The sequence below is a fragment of the Methylophaga sp. genome (genome assembly GCF_965655755.1).
In the GTDB taxonomy this organism is placed as follows: Bacteria; Pseudomonadota; Gammaproteobacteria; order Nitrosococcales; family Methylophagaceae; genus Methylophaga.
The window spans coordinates 1,511-14,232 of the sequence record NZ_CBFHHW010000038.1 but is presented as its reverse complement, the minus strand read 5'-3'; the positions used below and the strand labels follow the sequence as shown (position 1 = coordinate 14,232).

The window sequence follows — 12,722 nt, the reverse complement described above, 5'->3', positions numbered from 1 at the left end:
ACGACCATCAAGAATATTACTCAACACGGCATCAATATTTGTCAAAAAGTCGCCATTATTGGGTGAAGCACCTGCACTGACATTATTGGCCTCAAGCGCCGCGGCAAAATTATTAATGGTTTGAAAGACGGTCTGACTATTTCCTGGCTGTTTTTCAATCGCAAACTGATCGCCATCGGCAGGGTTACCGCTGAGTGTCACTTCGAGAGACGGGAAGTTTGGATCCAAAGCAGACAAATCTACCGCTTCACCATCACTATAGGCAAAAGTTGCCGTATTGGTTCCATCAGTGACGGTGTATTCTTCCGGTGGGCCGGCAGAAAAATCAAATGTTAGCGCTGTAAAGGGATCAAGCACACCACTGTCACCCGTAATGGAGACGGAGGCTGAACTGGTTACCAATGCGGGAGTGATTGTGGTCTGTGTCGTTTGCTTTTCAATTACAAATTGATCCCCATCGGCGGGGGCACCCGTAAATACCAAATCAAGTGCTGGGAAGCTTGCATTTAATGCTTGCAGATCCACAACCCCACCATCTGTGTAGGGAAATGTTTCCGTATTGGTTCCATCAGTAACGGTGTATTCTTCCGGCGGTCCGGCGGAAAAATCAAATGTTAACGCTGTGAATGGTGGCAGTAGCGAAGGATCATTATCAATTGAAACGGCTGCGTCACTGGTTACTAACGTTGGTGTAACCGATGTTTGTGTGACGGGGGCCTCAAACAGACGGTTTGCTGGATCATTGGTAGCAATTAAAACACCTTCACCGACTTTCAGGTTTCTTTGCCCCTCATCACCTTGGTAACTACTCAGAAGATTATCGTAGGGTTGGTTACTGGTTGCAAACCCTGAAAACAGATAATCGCCGTTCGCATCTTTCGTGTTCGCCACACTCAGCAGTTGTTCATTTAGCTCTCTCATCTCAGTCGCAATCGCTTGCCGATCGCTTTGAGAGTTCGAATCGTTAAGACCCTGTACAGCAAGCTCTCTGACCCGTTGAATCAAGTTGGTTACGCTGTCTAATGCGACTTCTTCACGTTCCAGTTTATTGCCCGCAATCACGGCATTGTCGATGTATTGATTCGATAGACTTAACTCGCGTTGAAGATTAAGAATCTGAACGGAACCAGAGGGGTCATCTGAAGGATTCAGAATACGCTTACCGGTAGAAATCTGGTTTTGTGTATTTGCCAGCTTCGACTGCTGATTGAGAATTGAAGTCAGGCTTTGATCATAAATTTGTGAGGTTGAAATACGCATCGATATAACCCCTAAAAAGAATTAATCAGTGTGTCGAATATGGTATTCGAAACAGTGATTATCTGCGCTGCCGCTTGATAGGTTTGTTGATACTTAATCAGGCTGGCCGCCTCTTCATCCAGATTAACCCCGGATACGGAATCAAAACGGCTTTTCGTCTGATCCAGCAAACCCTGCTGTGTTTCCTGGCCCACTTGAGCCTGTTTGGTTCTGGTAGCGACATTCGCAACTAATATCCCATAGGCATCGCCAAAACTTTGGGTCGGATTACCACTGCCATTTGGTTTCATGGTCTTAGCGACTTGTAACTCTGCCAGCGCCAGAGCATTTCGGTTATCACCAAAGCCATTAAAGCCACCCGCCGTACTATTATTGATAACAAAGCTGTCACCATTGGCCGGTACACCTTCCAGCGTAATGGTCAATGGTGGCAAAGCACCGGGAAAAGGCGTGTTAGGCGGCGAGGTCAGGTTGGCGAGGTCAAACGTTTTGCCGCTATCTGTAGCAGGATCGTAACTAAGCGTCGCCGTGTTGCCAGCGCCATAGGTGACTGTGTAGGTATTGGTTGTATTATCAAACGAAAACGTTAACGGATTATTCAACGTTGAGGTGGCATCGAACCCCACACCACTGGAATCAATTGAATCAACTGTTAAAGTCCCCGTTCCAGCATTACCACTGATAGAGCCCAATTGAACAGGAAATGCGACCGCGATATTTCTGGGGTCCGTTACTGCCAATCTAATCGTGCCTGCATCCGGAGCGGGGATACCGGCTGGATCAGCAGGGGCAAAGAAGTTAGCACCCGCATTACCATCTAAGGTTAAGCCCGTTGTGTGCTGATTGTTAAAGTTTTCAATAATGCTGGCCGCCAAAGTATCAATTTCAGCACGCGTCACATCAATGACTTCAGCCCTTACTCGTAATAAGCCACCTAATTTACCGCCCGTCACTTGCTCAGTAATATCGACCTGATTCTGGCCTAAAGCTACTTGTAAACGTGATGAATCATTCGGGTCAAAAATGGTGGAAAGCTTATTGGTGCTGGAGCCAACAACGACAGGCTGACCGGTCCCAATAAAGACATTCATGCTGCCGTTACTTTGCTCAACTGTTTTAACAGAGACCAACTCGGACAAATCATTGATTAACTTATCACGGCGATCCAGCAAATCATTCGGTGATGCGCCACTACCCCCTTCAGCTTCAAGAATAGCCACATTCAATTCGGCAATGCCTTGAATCAGGGAGTTGGCATCATTCACATTGCTCTGCAGACTAAGATTAACCTGACTGTTAAATGAATCCAGTTGTGTATCGATCGTATTAAACCGATTCGCCAATGTATCGGCTTCGGTCAACATCACTTGGCGGGCAGCAATGGAAGTGGGATCGTCAGCCACAGCCTGAACTGAATCAAAGAAACTCTCCAAACCATTGGATAGTGAGAGAGAATCTGAAGCGAGTAGATCTTCCACCTGACTGGCAAACGTATTGAATGTGTCGAACTGTTCTTCCTGAGCAGTGAATAATCTGACCTGATCGGAAAGAAAGGTATCAAACAACCTTCTCACATCATCAATTTGAACACCCGTACCAAAATACTGATTACCGTTATATTCGGGTATGCGGGTTGATTGCTCTATACGTTGACGCGAGTATCCCTCAGTATTGACGTTACTGATGTTATGACTGGTTGTTGACAGCCCACCCTGTGCGGTTAACAGGGCTGATGTACCTATACTGAGTGTACTCGCCATTAGAATTGTGTCCGTTTCAGTAACAGAAGATTAACCATGTTGAATCTCTTGCGAAATCTGTGCCAGCGTGTCGCCATTCATAATGCGTTTAATTTTGTCAGAGTATTGTGGGTCGGTCGCATACCCGGCTTTATGCAGGTGCTCAACAAAGGCTTCCGGATCAGCGACATGTTGCAGGGCTTCCCGATAACGTGGCTGGGTTTGCAGGAACTGGACATAATCATCAAAACTCTGTTGATAGGAGTCGTAAGCACGGAAACGAGACTCTTCGTGCAACGCTTTGCCATCACGGTATTCCAACGCATTTTTGCTGGTGTAATCACCAGACCAATTGCTATGCGCTTTAATATTGAACAGATTAAAACTGGTTTTACCTTCAGCATTCGATAAGACATGTTGTCCCCAGCCTGTTTCCAGCGCCGCTTGTGACAAAATCACTTCAGGTGCTACCCCAATCTTTTCAGCAGCCTGTTCGGCATAAGGCCAGAGTTTCTCGACAAAATCCTGAGGGCTATCAAATTGCATTTGCTCACCTGTTGGCGCCTCGACTTTAGCAAGCTCTGTATCTGTTTGATGGCGTTGGGTCTCATTAATCTGTTCTATTTGATCAATAATGCGTTCATTGACTTTGGCACCCAGTGCTGGACGGACAATAACTGTGTCCATGCTATAACTCTGGCCCGCCTTGAGTTCTTGCTTGACTGATTGGGGTTCACCGCCCAGTTGTCGGAGAATGACGTCCTGTAAACCCAAACCACCACGGGAAGATAAATCTGCAGCCAACTGTTGGTCTGACATTTCCTGATACATTTTGCTCTGTTCAGAATCAAAAATGCCTTCGCCTAAATTGGCCTGCCGCATCGATTTCAGCATCATCGTGACAAACAGCGATTCAAATTGTGCTGCCACCTGACGCATTGTCTGTTGATCGTTCTGGTTTTTACCGGCCTGCGCACGCAATTGATTAAGGCCATGAAAATCAACCGTTGATTGGGCGATATTGGACTCATAAGTCATGGTTAAATGACGACCAAATCCGCTCTCAAAGCACCGGCTTGTTTAAGTGCTTCAAGAATAGCCACTAAATCACCAGGCGCAGCACCAACCTGATTCACAGCACGCACAATATCATCCAGTGACACGCCCGGATCAAATACAAACATCCGGCTGTCTTCTTCGCTGATTTCAATATCAAAGTTAGGCGTGATAACTGTCTGTCCCTGAGAAAACGGGTTAGGTTGACTCACTTCCGCATCGGCAGAAATAGTGACTGACAAGTTGCCATGGGTCACAGCGGCGGGACTGACACGGACATGCTGACCGATAACAACGGTGCCACTACGTGAGTTCACAACGACTCTGGCAGGCGCTTCGCCCGGATTTAATTCAAGGTTTTCAATTAAAGATAGGAATGGCACGCGCTGACTCGGATCACGAGGCGCATTCACTTTAATAGAAGAAGCATCCATCGAACTCGCGGTGCCTTTACCGAGTGTATGGTTGATGGCATCACTCAAACGACTCGCTGTCGTAAAGTCTGGGCTATGCAAGTTAAGCGTTATTGAGTCGCCCACATTGAACGCATTTTTGACGGTACGTTCCACGGTGGCACCATTCGGAATACGACCTGCACTGGGGATATTAACGGTGACACGTGAGCCATCACCGGCATCGACGCCAAAACCACCAACCACCAGATTACCTTGTGCCATCGCATAGATATTACCGTCAGCACCTTTCAATGGTGTCATCAGCAAACTGCCGCCGCGCAGACTCTTCGCATCACCCAATGAGGAAACGGTAATATCAATTTCCTGACCTGGTTTAACAAAAGGCGGCAAGTCAGCATGAACGGATACGGCTGCAACATTTTTACTTTTTGGATCGGTACCCGGAGGAATATTAATACCCATCTCGACCAACAGATTTCGCAGGCTCTGTCCGGTAAACTTAGTCTTATCACCCGTACCATCAAGACCCACGACCAAACCATAACCAATCAATTGGTTACTACGCACACCGGCAATGGAGGCCAAATCTTTAATTCTTTCCGCCTGAACAAGGCCGGATATAAGAAGCAAAGAAAGCGTAAACAGTAATTTTATTTTCATTTTCTTCACCCCTAGAAAGGCATCAATGCACTGACAAAGAATCGGCTTAACCAGCCCATCACATTCGCATCATTCGTCGGACCATCGCCGACATAGGCAATCTGAGCGTCGGCAATTCTTACCGACGAAATGGAATTGTCTGCCGCCACATCACGCGGACTGATCATGCCTGAGAGTCGAATGTATTCATTGCCCTGATTGATGGTGATGACTTTTTCGCCACGAATCACCATGTTGCCGTTGGGCAAGACTTCAACCACTGACACACTAATGTTGCCGCTTAATTTATTGTTCTGATCGCTTTCACCTTCACCTTCAAAATCCGTTTCAGAGCCAATACCAAACGCCAGATTATTATCTTTGGTGTTGGCTAATGGTAAGCCACTCGGTAGATCAAACTGCGGTGTGGTGCCAAATATGGTGGGGTTGTCAATGCTATTACTGTTGCTTTTACTGACGGTGGTTTCCGTTTCTTTTTCGGCGTCAGTCTGCTCTTCCAGTCTTACTGTCAAAATATCGCCGACCCGGCGGGCACGATAGTCTTCAAATAACGAAATATTATTGCGAGCGTCAAAAATAGCACCGTCATTATTCTCCTGGGGCTCAACCGCTACAGGTCGAACAGCTGAATAAGCGGGGTCGCGCTTGACCTCAGTAGACGTGCATCCCGCCATAACAAGGGCGGAAAGCAACATCGTAATGTGCACCATTGATTTCATGATGACTCTCCAAAAAAAGTGTTTGTAACGATATCTAGCAGACTTTGTGCCAGATCGGATGGAGAGGGAAAGAAACGGGCCATCTGTTGTGTCAGACAGATGACCCGTGCAGCTGTTTAGAGGTTCTGACTAGCGTATTGGAGCATTTGATCGGCAGTGGAAATCGCTTTGGAATTCATTTCATAAGCGCGTTGTGTTTCGATCATATTGATGAGTTCAGTGACGGTGTTTACATTCGATGTTTCTAAAGCACCACCATAGACAGACCCCAGACCATCAAGCCCCGGTGTACCGGTTGTGACGGTGCCACTGGCACCTGATTCTTTAAATAAGTTTTCACCGATTGGTTGCAAACCGGTAGGGTTTACAAAGTCAGCCAGATCAATATTGCCGACTGTAGTCGGCGCATTAGCGCCGGGTTGAAGAACACTCACAGTACCGTCCGAGCCGACCGTAATGCTCAAGGCATCTTCCGGAATCGTAATGCTTGGTTCTAAAGGGTAACCATTAGACATTACAACCTGACCGGTTGAATCGAGCTGGAACGTACCATCACGCGTATACGATAGTGAACCATCCGGCATCAGAACCTGAAAAAAGCCCCGACCGGAAATAGCCATATCCAATGCATTCTCAGTCTGAACAATATTGCCCTGCATGTGCATTTTTTCAGTCGCTACCGTTCTCACACCCGTACCAACCATCAAGCCTGATGGTAGTTGAGTGCTACTGGATGATTGCGCCCCTGGTTGTCGCATCGTCTGATAAAGCAGATCTTCGAATACAGCACGGTCTTGTTTAAAACCGGTTGTATTCACATTAGCCAGGTTATTGGAAATAACTGACATCCTGGTTTGTTGGGCATCAAGGCCGGTTTTTGCAATCCACAAAGCCTGATTCATAATTATTCTCCCAAAAAGTTAAGCCGCTGAACCTTGAAAGCTCTAGCCACCCATCCGCATTAAACGTGCAGATTCAGCACTGTTTTCCTGCGTTGTTTTCATCATTTTCACCTGCATTTCGTACTGTCTTTGCAGTTCAATCATTTTGACCAAAGCACCAACAGCACTGACATTACTACCTTCTAACGTGCCCGATGAAACTTGTACCGTTGCATCCAACGGTGCTTCACCGCCATCCTGCATTCGCATCAGCCCATCGACGTCTTTAAATATCTGCTGTAAATCAGGCTTTACCAACTTGATACGATCAACCACCGCTAAGGCATTTGATTCTGCACCCACCGGACGAATAGAAATGGTGCCGTCGGAGCCAATCTCGACTTTTTCGGAGGGCGGAATCGCAATCGGACCACCTTCACCCATAACCGATAATCCTGTGCCGGTGACTAACTGACCGGTTTCAGTCATATGTAAATCACCAGCGCGGGTATACCCCTCTCGTCCATCCTTGCCTTGAACCGCGATGAACCCTTCACCCTGAACTGAAATATCCAGTTCTCGTCCGGTCGATTGCACTGTGCCTTGCTGATAATCTGTACCCGGTCTTTCTGTCATAGAGTAAACGCGACTCGGCAACCCCTCACCAAATACCGGCATGCTACGAAATTGCTCAAAGTCGGCGCGGAAACCTGTGGTATTCACGTTAGCCAAATTATTGGCATTCGTCGCCTGAGCCAGCATTGTTTGCTGAGCGGCGTTCATTGCGATGTAAAGACTTCGATCCATAGCCGGTTGCCTCTATTACTGATGACCTAACGTCAAAAAAAGTGTTACTAAATAAGAAGCAGGTTTCGTTCCAACTTTGATAAAAAAAGCCGCCCCATATAAAAAGGAGCGGCTTTTACGCTATTTATCGTAAGTTGATGATGGTCTGAGTGATGGCGTTATTGGTCTCAATGGCTTTTGAGTTCGCCTGGAAATTACGCTGGGCCGTAATCAAACCTACTAATTCTTTGGTGAGATCCACGTTTGAGGTTTCAAGCGCACCCGCCTGGATTTGTCCAAAACTACCGGTTGATGCTTCACCGGCAATAACAGGGCCGGAGTCGGTAGTTTCTTTCCATGCCGTATTACCGATTTTGTTCAATGCTTGTGGATTAGCAAAGTTTCCTAAAGCGATCTTACCGATAGGAACTGCCTGACCATTACTATACGTCGCACGCATAAGACCATCTTCACTGACATCAACACCCGTCAAACGACCAGTAGGGAAACCATTAACTGTCAGGGCGCCCACATTGAACGGGCCTGAATTCTGCGTTGAACCCGTTAATGTCAGGGCGATAGTTTGCGTGGATGCACCACTTTCCCATTCCGTACCGGTTCCATCAGTAAAGCCTAGGGTAATGGGGTCAATGGCAGCTGTTGATGGATCGGCATCCGTACTCGCTAAAGTACCATCCGGATTAAAACTGAGTCTCGCATTCGTTTCCAGAGCAAAAGGAACACCTTCTGTACCGCCTTTTACATCACCACCGTCTACATAAGCGGCCATTTGCCACTGATTATCCTCATCACCTACTGCAGCAGCATCAATCTTTTGATAATAGGTGGTGACAATATGCTCATTACCCAATGAGTCATACACTGTGGCTGAGGTAGTAAAACTATAACTAGCCGGATCTGCAGGATCAATAGCCAACACTGAAGGCGTTACAGGAAGTGATCCCGCACTACCAGAACCAGCAGTAAAGTCAGCTATCGTCGCGCCGCCACTATCAACATCACCATTATAATTAGCAATAACCGGGGCGTTTTCATCTGGGCTGTTGAAAACAATGTTATCAGTAGCGTCCAGATTAACGGTATAGCCCGTCAATTGAGATTCAATCTCTGATGCCACGCCTGACAGCGAACCATAATCAGCATTCAAAGTCACCAAATTACCATCCACTTCAAAACTCACTTGATCAGTACTAAAGTCACTTATCGTTAAGGCTGAGCTGGTTGTGTAGCTACCAGGGACGAGAGCAGCACCACCGGTTGAAATAGGATCGGAGTTTGACGGCAGATTCGTCGCAATATTCAATGACGTTGTCGGCTCTGGTGCCCCCACTGAAGGAGGCAACTGAATAGGTGAAGTCGCGTTGATACTGGTAGCTGAAATATTTCCCGCCGCATCTACCGGGAATGTCCGTAAAAACCAGCCTTCGTTAGACACAACGAAACCATCTTTATTGACAGCAAATTCACCAGCACGGGAATAAATGACTTCACCGCTATTCAATTCTGGTGCCATAGCAAAAAAGCCCTGGCCGCTTATCGCCAAATCCAAAGCGTTATCGGTGAATTCCAGGTTACCCTGACTGAATTGCTGGGCGACATTTTGCAAAACAACACCATTACCCACGGCGGTTTTACTTGTTGTACCAAACGCTGATACCGCAAAAACATCACCAAATTCGGCTCGAGATTCTTTAAAACCCGTCGTGTTTACGTTGGCAATATTATTTGATTTAACATTCAAATCTGCTGTTGCTGCGTTCAAACCACTTAATGCTGTGCTAAAAGACATGGTGATGTCCTCCTTAGATAATTTCTTGTACTTCGCCGAACGGTACTGAACCGATTCCAGCTAGATTCACTGTTAAACCCTGACTCCCTGAACCCACTAAAACACTTGAAACTTTGGCAACGGTAGCCGTACCAAAGGCGGTGTTCTCGCCATTGACGGTGCCTGTTGCTCTGAATTGATAAATGCCTTCAGGCATTGCTGTGTCATTGGCATCAAAACCATCCCAGGTGAAGTTGGTGTAGCCCGACGCTGCTCCCATTTCAATGGTTCTCACCGGAACGCCGTTTTCAGAAAACACCTGTACTTTGAGATCGGTCACTGGCTCACTGACATTGATTTGCCCAGTCATGCCATCTTCCGGCGTCATCATGCCAATTGATGAAGGCACTAAAACTGAACGTCCTACCAACGATGAGCCCTGCAGTGCTTGATCAGACTGCATAGATTTGGCAAAACTCGAGAAAGAATCCTGCAAGTCTGCGATACCGCTGACCGTTCCGAATGAGGCAATCTGTCCCAAAAAATCACCACTTTCCATCGGTTTGAGTGGATCCTGGTTTTTTAATTGGGTTGTCATCAAAGACATAAAGTCTTCCAATGCCAGACTACCCGCATCTTTCTCTTCGGTCTTTTGTGACTCTTCCTTATTCAGAAAGGAATAGAAGTTCTCACCGACACCATTAATAGCCATGATGAAATCCTTATTTATTTACCGAGCTGCAAGGTACGCAGCAAGAGTTGTTTCGAGGTATCAGCGATCTCGACATTATTCTGATATGAACGTGAGGCGGACATCATGTTGGCCATCTCAGTCATGGGATCCACATTGGAGTGAAAAACATAACCGTCTTCATTCGCCAGCGGGTGTGATGGGTTATACTCAGAGCGCACCGGGGCCTGACTCTCAACAATGCCCTGTACCTGCACTGAACCTTTTTGATAACCCTGTTGCATTTCATTCAACACGGTTGCAAAAACAGGTTGTCTGGCACGATACACTTGGTCAACACTGCTGCTAACGCTATCGGCATTCGCCAGATTACTGGCTGTGGTATTGAGTCTCAGTGACTGGGCACTCATGCCGCTACCGGCAATATCAAAAATACTAAACATGGATTAATCTCCTCTAAGCGCCTTAGTCAGACCTTTAAACGTGGAGCCCAGAAATTCAAGGCTTGCCTGGTAGTGCACTGAGTTTTGCATAAATTGTGATTGTTCAATTTGCTCATCAACGGTATTGCCATCCAATGAATCCTGCATCGCGATACGGTATTGCACGGGTGTAATCAATCCATTGCCGTTCGCATTCATCGCCATGTGATTTTTGTGTGTCATGTTCACTTGAGCAGATGGTTCTTTACTGACGGCATTACTTAGCGCCGCCTTGAAATCAATGTCCTGCGCTTTAAAATTGGGCGTATCCGCATTGGCTAGATTTGTTGCCAACAGCTCTGCACGCTGCGAGCGAACTCGCAATGCATCGGCATGAATGCCCAGGGCAGAATCAAAATTGATTGGCATATCGCACTCCAAAAAAACTATTCATGGAGTAATTAGCAGATTGTGTGCCAAAACGTTAAATCACTGTTTTAAAGCGATATGGAAGGCGTAGCGGCAAATACGCAATATGAAATAGCGGCAAGCTTTGCCACCCTTGTGCCGCTTCTTAATTCAGTCCATATCAAATCAAAAAAGGGCGACAAATATCAGCCTTCAGACTTACTTGTGAAACTAAGCGACCTGCTTTTCCTCCAGACCGTAGAATAATAATTTCTTGCTACAAGTTGGCGTTGTCGCCGCTGTGAAATCAAAGTCGGCACCGGGTGTAATAGCAAGGTTGAGACAAACAACGAATGTCGTTCACATCCTTCATCATCTCCCGCTAAATTCTACTCGACTGTTTTAATTCACGGGCTCCGCATAGTCATCGCTATATAATAAGGTTTGTTGGATGACCACAACATTTTCAGGGTCACTCCCATCGATGCCTGCAAGCATGCCTGATCTTTCTGCCAAAAAGCACTATAGAGTCATATGCATTTTCCCCACAGAAATACGTGCAGTATCACTCCCTACAACCACCCCTCTATTAGGGGGGTGGTATTGTGTTTTAGTACTAGAGTTCAGTAAGTTAATACATGCCCTTTTAAATCTTAATGAGGTCAATACAGCAGAATCATCAAATGGCGTATCAATATTTGCTAGATTTAACGACCAAAAGCACTGCTCGTTGCTAACGGCGGCAATGCATCGTCATGTTTGCCCCAGAATGAATCAGAACGGATTGGTATACCGCACTACAGCGAAGACTATTCCAGGAGTAAGTAACAAACTATGTATCAAATTTCTGAGTCACTATTTGTCTGTGCTTTTGGGAGATGCAAACGTTCAAAAGTACCCTGTCGTTGGGGCCTTTCTATCTCCTCCTGTGACAGTGTCTGTACAGCCGTTATGACCGCTTCCCTCAAACAATGCGAAGTAGTTCACAGAATTGAATAAATAGCGTTGACAAGGGTTGATAACATGTCTAGTTTCTGGAATATGTATAGGACTAATTCGCAAAAAGGATTTACTCTAATAGAACTTATCATTGTTCTGATTATTGCGGGTATTATTGCAGCAATTTCAGCCCCTAGCTTTGCGGAAATGATCCGTAACCACCGCTTAACAACTCAAGCGAACGAAATTTTAAGCGAACTATACTACGCTCGCTCAGAAGCTATTCGCAGAGGTGTTCAGGTTTCCATCCGAAGAACCTCAACCACCGATACAGTCTGGACCGAAGGCTGGCAAATTTTTGCTGATGTCGATGGTGACGGCATCCTCGATAACGGCACTGACACGCTATTAAAACTGCATCAACCATTAAACAACAATTACACATTAACCAGCGGTAATGATTACAAAGTCTGGCTTGCATATCTGCCCAGTGGTTATCCAACAAGCTCCGGGGGATTGGGTAATGATACTTTCCGTCTTTGTCCTAATAACAACGCCACTCCCCCACGATTGATCACGATAAGCAACACTGGTAGGCCCACAATCAGCCATGGAAATTCGGCGTGCTAATAAAATATGAGCAAGGTTTTACTCTGCTAGAGGTCATGATAGCCGTTCTGGTACTGGCCATTGGTTTGCTTGGCATGGCGCATCTACACATTTCATCGATGAAAGTGAACCAAAGTGCCGAGTTCCGCAGTCATGCAACCAGCCTGGCGGCCGATATGTTCGACAAAATGCGAGCCAATCAACAAGCAGCTCAAAATGGCTCCTATGCGCATGCACTCGCCACGGCGCCCCCTGCTTCACCCAGCTCGGTGGCTGAAAACGATCTTGTAAATTGGTTTAATAGACTCACTAATGCTTTGCCTCAAGGTGATGCACGTATTGCTTGC

Annotated in this window: 13 protein-coding genes; 2 read left to right on the top strand and 11 right to left on the bottom strand. The window is 46.4% G+C overall.

Features of this window, described 5'->3' with window-relative positions:
- The 11 genes from flgL to flgB form a co-directional block, all read right to left on the bottom strand.
- Positions 1–1,260, bottom strand: a 1,260-nt coding sequence (gene flgL / locus ACTF5U_RS11135) for a flagellar hook-associated protein FlgL (RefSeq protein ID WP_438971704.1), incomplete at its 3' end; no start/stop codon positions are given.
- Positions 1,261–1,271: 11 nt separating this feature from the next.
- Entirely contained in the window at positions 1,272–3,020 is a 1,749-nt protein-coding gene (gene flgK / locus ACTF5U_RS11130) for a flagellar hook-associated protein FlgK (protein ID WP_438971703.1), read from the bottom strand.
- A gap of 30 nt (positions 3,021–3,050) precedes the next feature.
- Complete coding sequence (flgJ, locus tag ACTF5U_RS11125; protein WP_438971702.1) at positions 3,051–4,037, bottom strand: flagellar assembly peptidoglycan hydrolase FlgJ; 987 nt, start codon at positions 4,035–4,037, stop codon at positions 3,051–3,053.
- Positions 4,038–4,039: 2 nt separating this feature from the next.
- Entirely contained in the window at positions 4,040–5,131 is a 1,092-nt protein-coding gene (locus tag ACTF5U_RS11120) for a flagellar basal body P-ring protein FlgI (RefSeq protein ID WP_438971701.1), read from the bottom strand.
- An 11-nt stretch (positions 5,132–5,142) separates the two neighbouring features.
- Entirely contained in the window at positions 5,143–5,850 is a 708-nt protein-coding gene (gene flgH / locus ACTF5U_RS11115; protein ID WP_438971700.1) for a flagellar basal body L-ring protein FlgH, read from the bottom strand.
- Between the two features lie 116 nt (positions 5,851–5,966).
- Positions 5,967–6,752 carry a flagellar basal-body rod protein FlgG gene (gene flgG / locus ACTF5U_RS11110; protein ID WP_438971699.1) on the bottom strand — a complete coding sequence of 262 codons (786 nt, stop codon included), beginning with the start codon at positions 6,750–6,752 and terminating at the stop codon, positions 5,967–5,969.
- A 42-nt stretch (positions 6,753–6,794) separates the two neighbouring features.
- The gene (gene flgF, locus ACTF5U_RS11105) at positions 6,795–7,538 is read right to left on the bottom strand and encodes a flagellar basal-body rod protein FlgF (RefSeq protein WP_438971698.1); all 744 of its coding nucleotides are present in this window, start codon (positions 7,536–7,538) and stop codon (positions 6,795–6,797) included.
- Between the two features lie 124 nt (positions 7,539–7,662).
- Positions 7,663–9,327, bottom strand: coding sequence for a flagellar hook protein FlgE (locus ACTF5U_RS11100; RefSeq protein WP_438971697.1), 1,665 nt, complete (start codon positions 9,325–9,327; stop codon positions 7,663–7,665).
- Between the two features lie 13 nt (positions 9,328–9,340).
- A complete protein-coding gene (locus ACTF5U_RS11095) occupies positions 9,341–10,018 on the bottom strand; it encodes a flagellar hook assembly protein FlgD (RefSeq protein WP_438971696.1) in 678 nt (225 codons plus the stop codon).
- 14 nt (positions 10,019–10,032) lie between these two features.
- Positions 10,033–10,440 carry a flagellar basal body rod protein FlgC gene (gene flgC, locus ACTF5U_RS11090; RefSeq protein ID WP_438971695.1) on the bottom strand — a complete coding sequence of 136 codons (408 nt, stop codon included), beginning with the start codon at positions 10,438–10,440 and terminating at the stop codon, positions 10,033–10,035.
- A gap of 3 nt (positions 10,441–10,443) precedes the next feature.
- Positions 10,444–10,848: a flagellar basal body rod protein FlgB gene (gene flgB / locus ACTF5U_RS11085; protein WP_438971694.1), complete on the bottom strand. Its 405-nt coding sequence runs from the start codon at positions 10,846–10,848 to the stop codon at positions 10,444–10,446.
- 1,002 nt (positions 10,849–11,850) lie between these two features.
- Between flgB and ACTF5U_RS11080 the strand changes: the two genes are divergently transcribed.
- Together ACTF5U_RS11080 and pilV are read left to right on the top strand one after the other, a co-directional pair.
- Entirely contained in the window at positions 11,851–12,396 is a 546-nt protein-coding gene (locus ACTF5U_RS11080) for a GspH/FimT family pseudopilin (protein WP_438971693.1), read from the top strand.
- Positions 12,390–12,722: type IV pilus modification protein PilV (pilV, locus tag ACTF5U_RS11075; protein ID WP_438971692.1), on the top strand; the 333-nt coding region annotated here is incomplete at its 3' end. The genes ACTF5U_RS11080 and pilV, both read left to right, overlap by 7 nt.

Excerpts from the sequence above, each read along its gene's own strand:
- flgK (WP_438971703.1), bottom strand. The coding sequence starts at position 3,020 with ATGGCGAGTACACTCAGTATAGGTACATCAGCCCTGTTAACCGCACAG.
- flgJ (WP_438971702.1), bottom strand. The coding sequence starts at position 4,037 with ATGACTTATGAGTCCAATATCGCCCAATCAACGGTTGATTTTCATGGC.
- ACTF5U_RS11120 (WP_438971701.1), bottom strand. The coding sequence starts at position 5,131 with ATGAAAATAAAATTACTGTTTACGCTTTCTTTGCTTCTTATATCCGGC.
- flgH (WP_438971700.1), bottom strand. The coding sequence starts at position 5,850 with ATGAAATCAATGGTGCACATTACGATGTTGCTTTCCGCCCTTGTTATG.
- flgG (WP_438971699.1), bottom strand. The coding sequence starts at position 6,752 with ATGAATCAGGCTTTGTGGATTGCAAAAACCGGCCTTGATGCCCAACAA.
- flgF (WP_438971698.1), bottom strand. The coding sequence starts at position 7,538 with ATGGATCGAAGTCTTTACATCGCAATGAACGCCGCTCAGCAAACAATG.
- ACTF5U_RS11100 (WP_438971697.1), bottom strand. The coding sequence starts at position 9,327 with ATGTCTTTTAGCACAGCATTAAGTGGTTTGAACGCAGCAACAGCAGAT.
- ACTF5U_RS11095 (WP_438971696.1), bottom strand. The coding sequence starts at position 10,018 with ATGGCTATTAATGGTGTCGGTGAGAACTTCTATTCCTTTCTGAATAAG.
- flgC (WP_438971695.1), bottom strand. The coding sequence starts at position 10,440 with ATGTTTAGTATTTTTGATATTGCCGGTAGCGGCATGAGTGCCCAGTCA.
- flgB (WP_438971694.1), bottom strand. The coding sequence starts at position 10,848 with ATGCCAATCAATTTTGATTCTGCCCTGGGCATTCATGCCGATGCATTG.
- ACTF5U_RS11080 (WP_438971693.1), top strand. The coding sequence starts at position 11,851 with ATGTCTAGTTTCTGGAATATGTATAGGACTAATTCGCAAAAAGGATTT.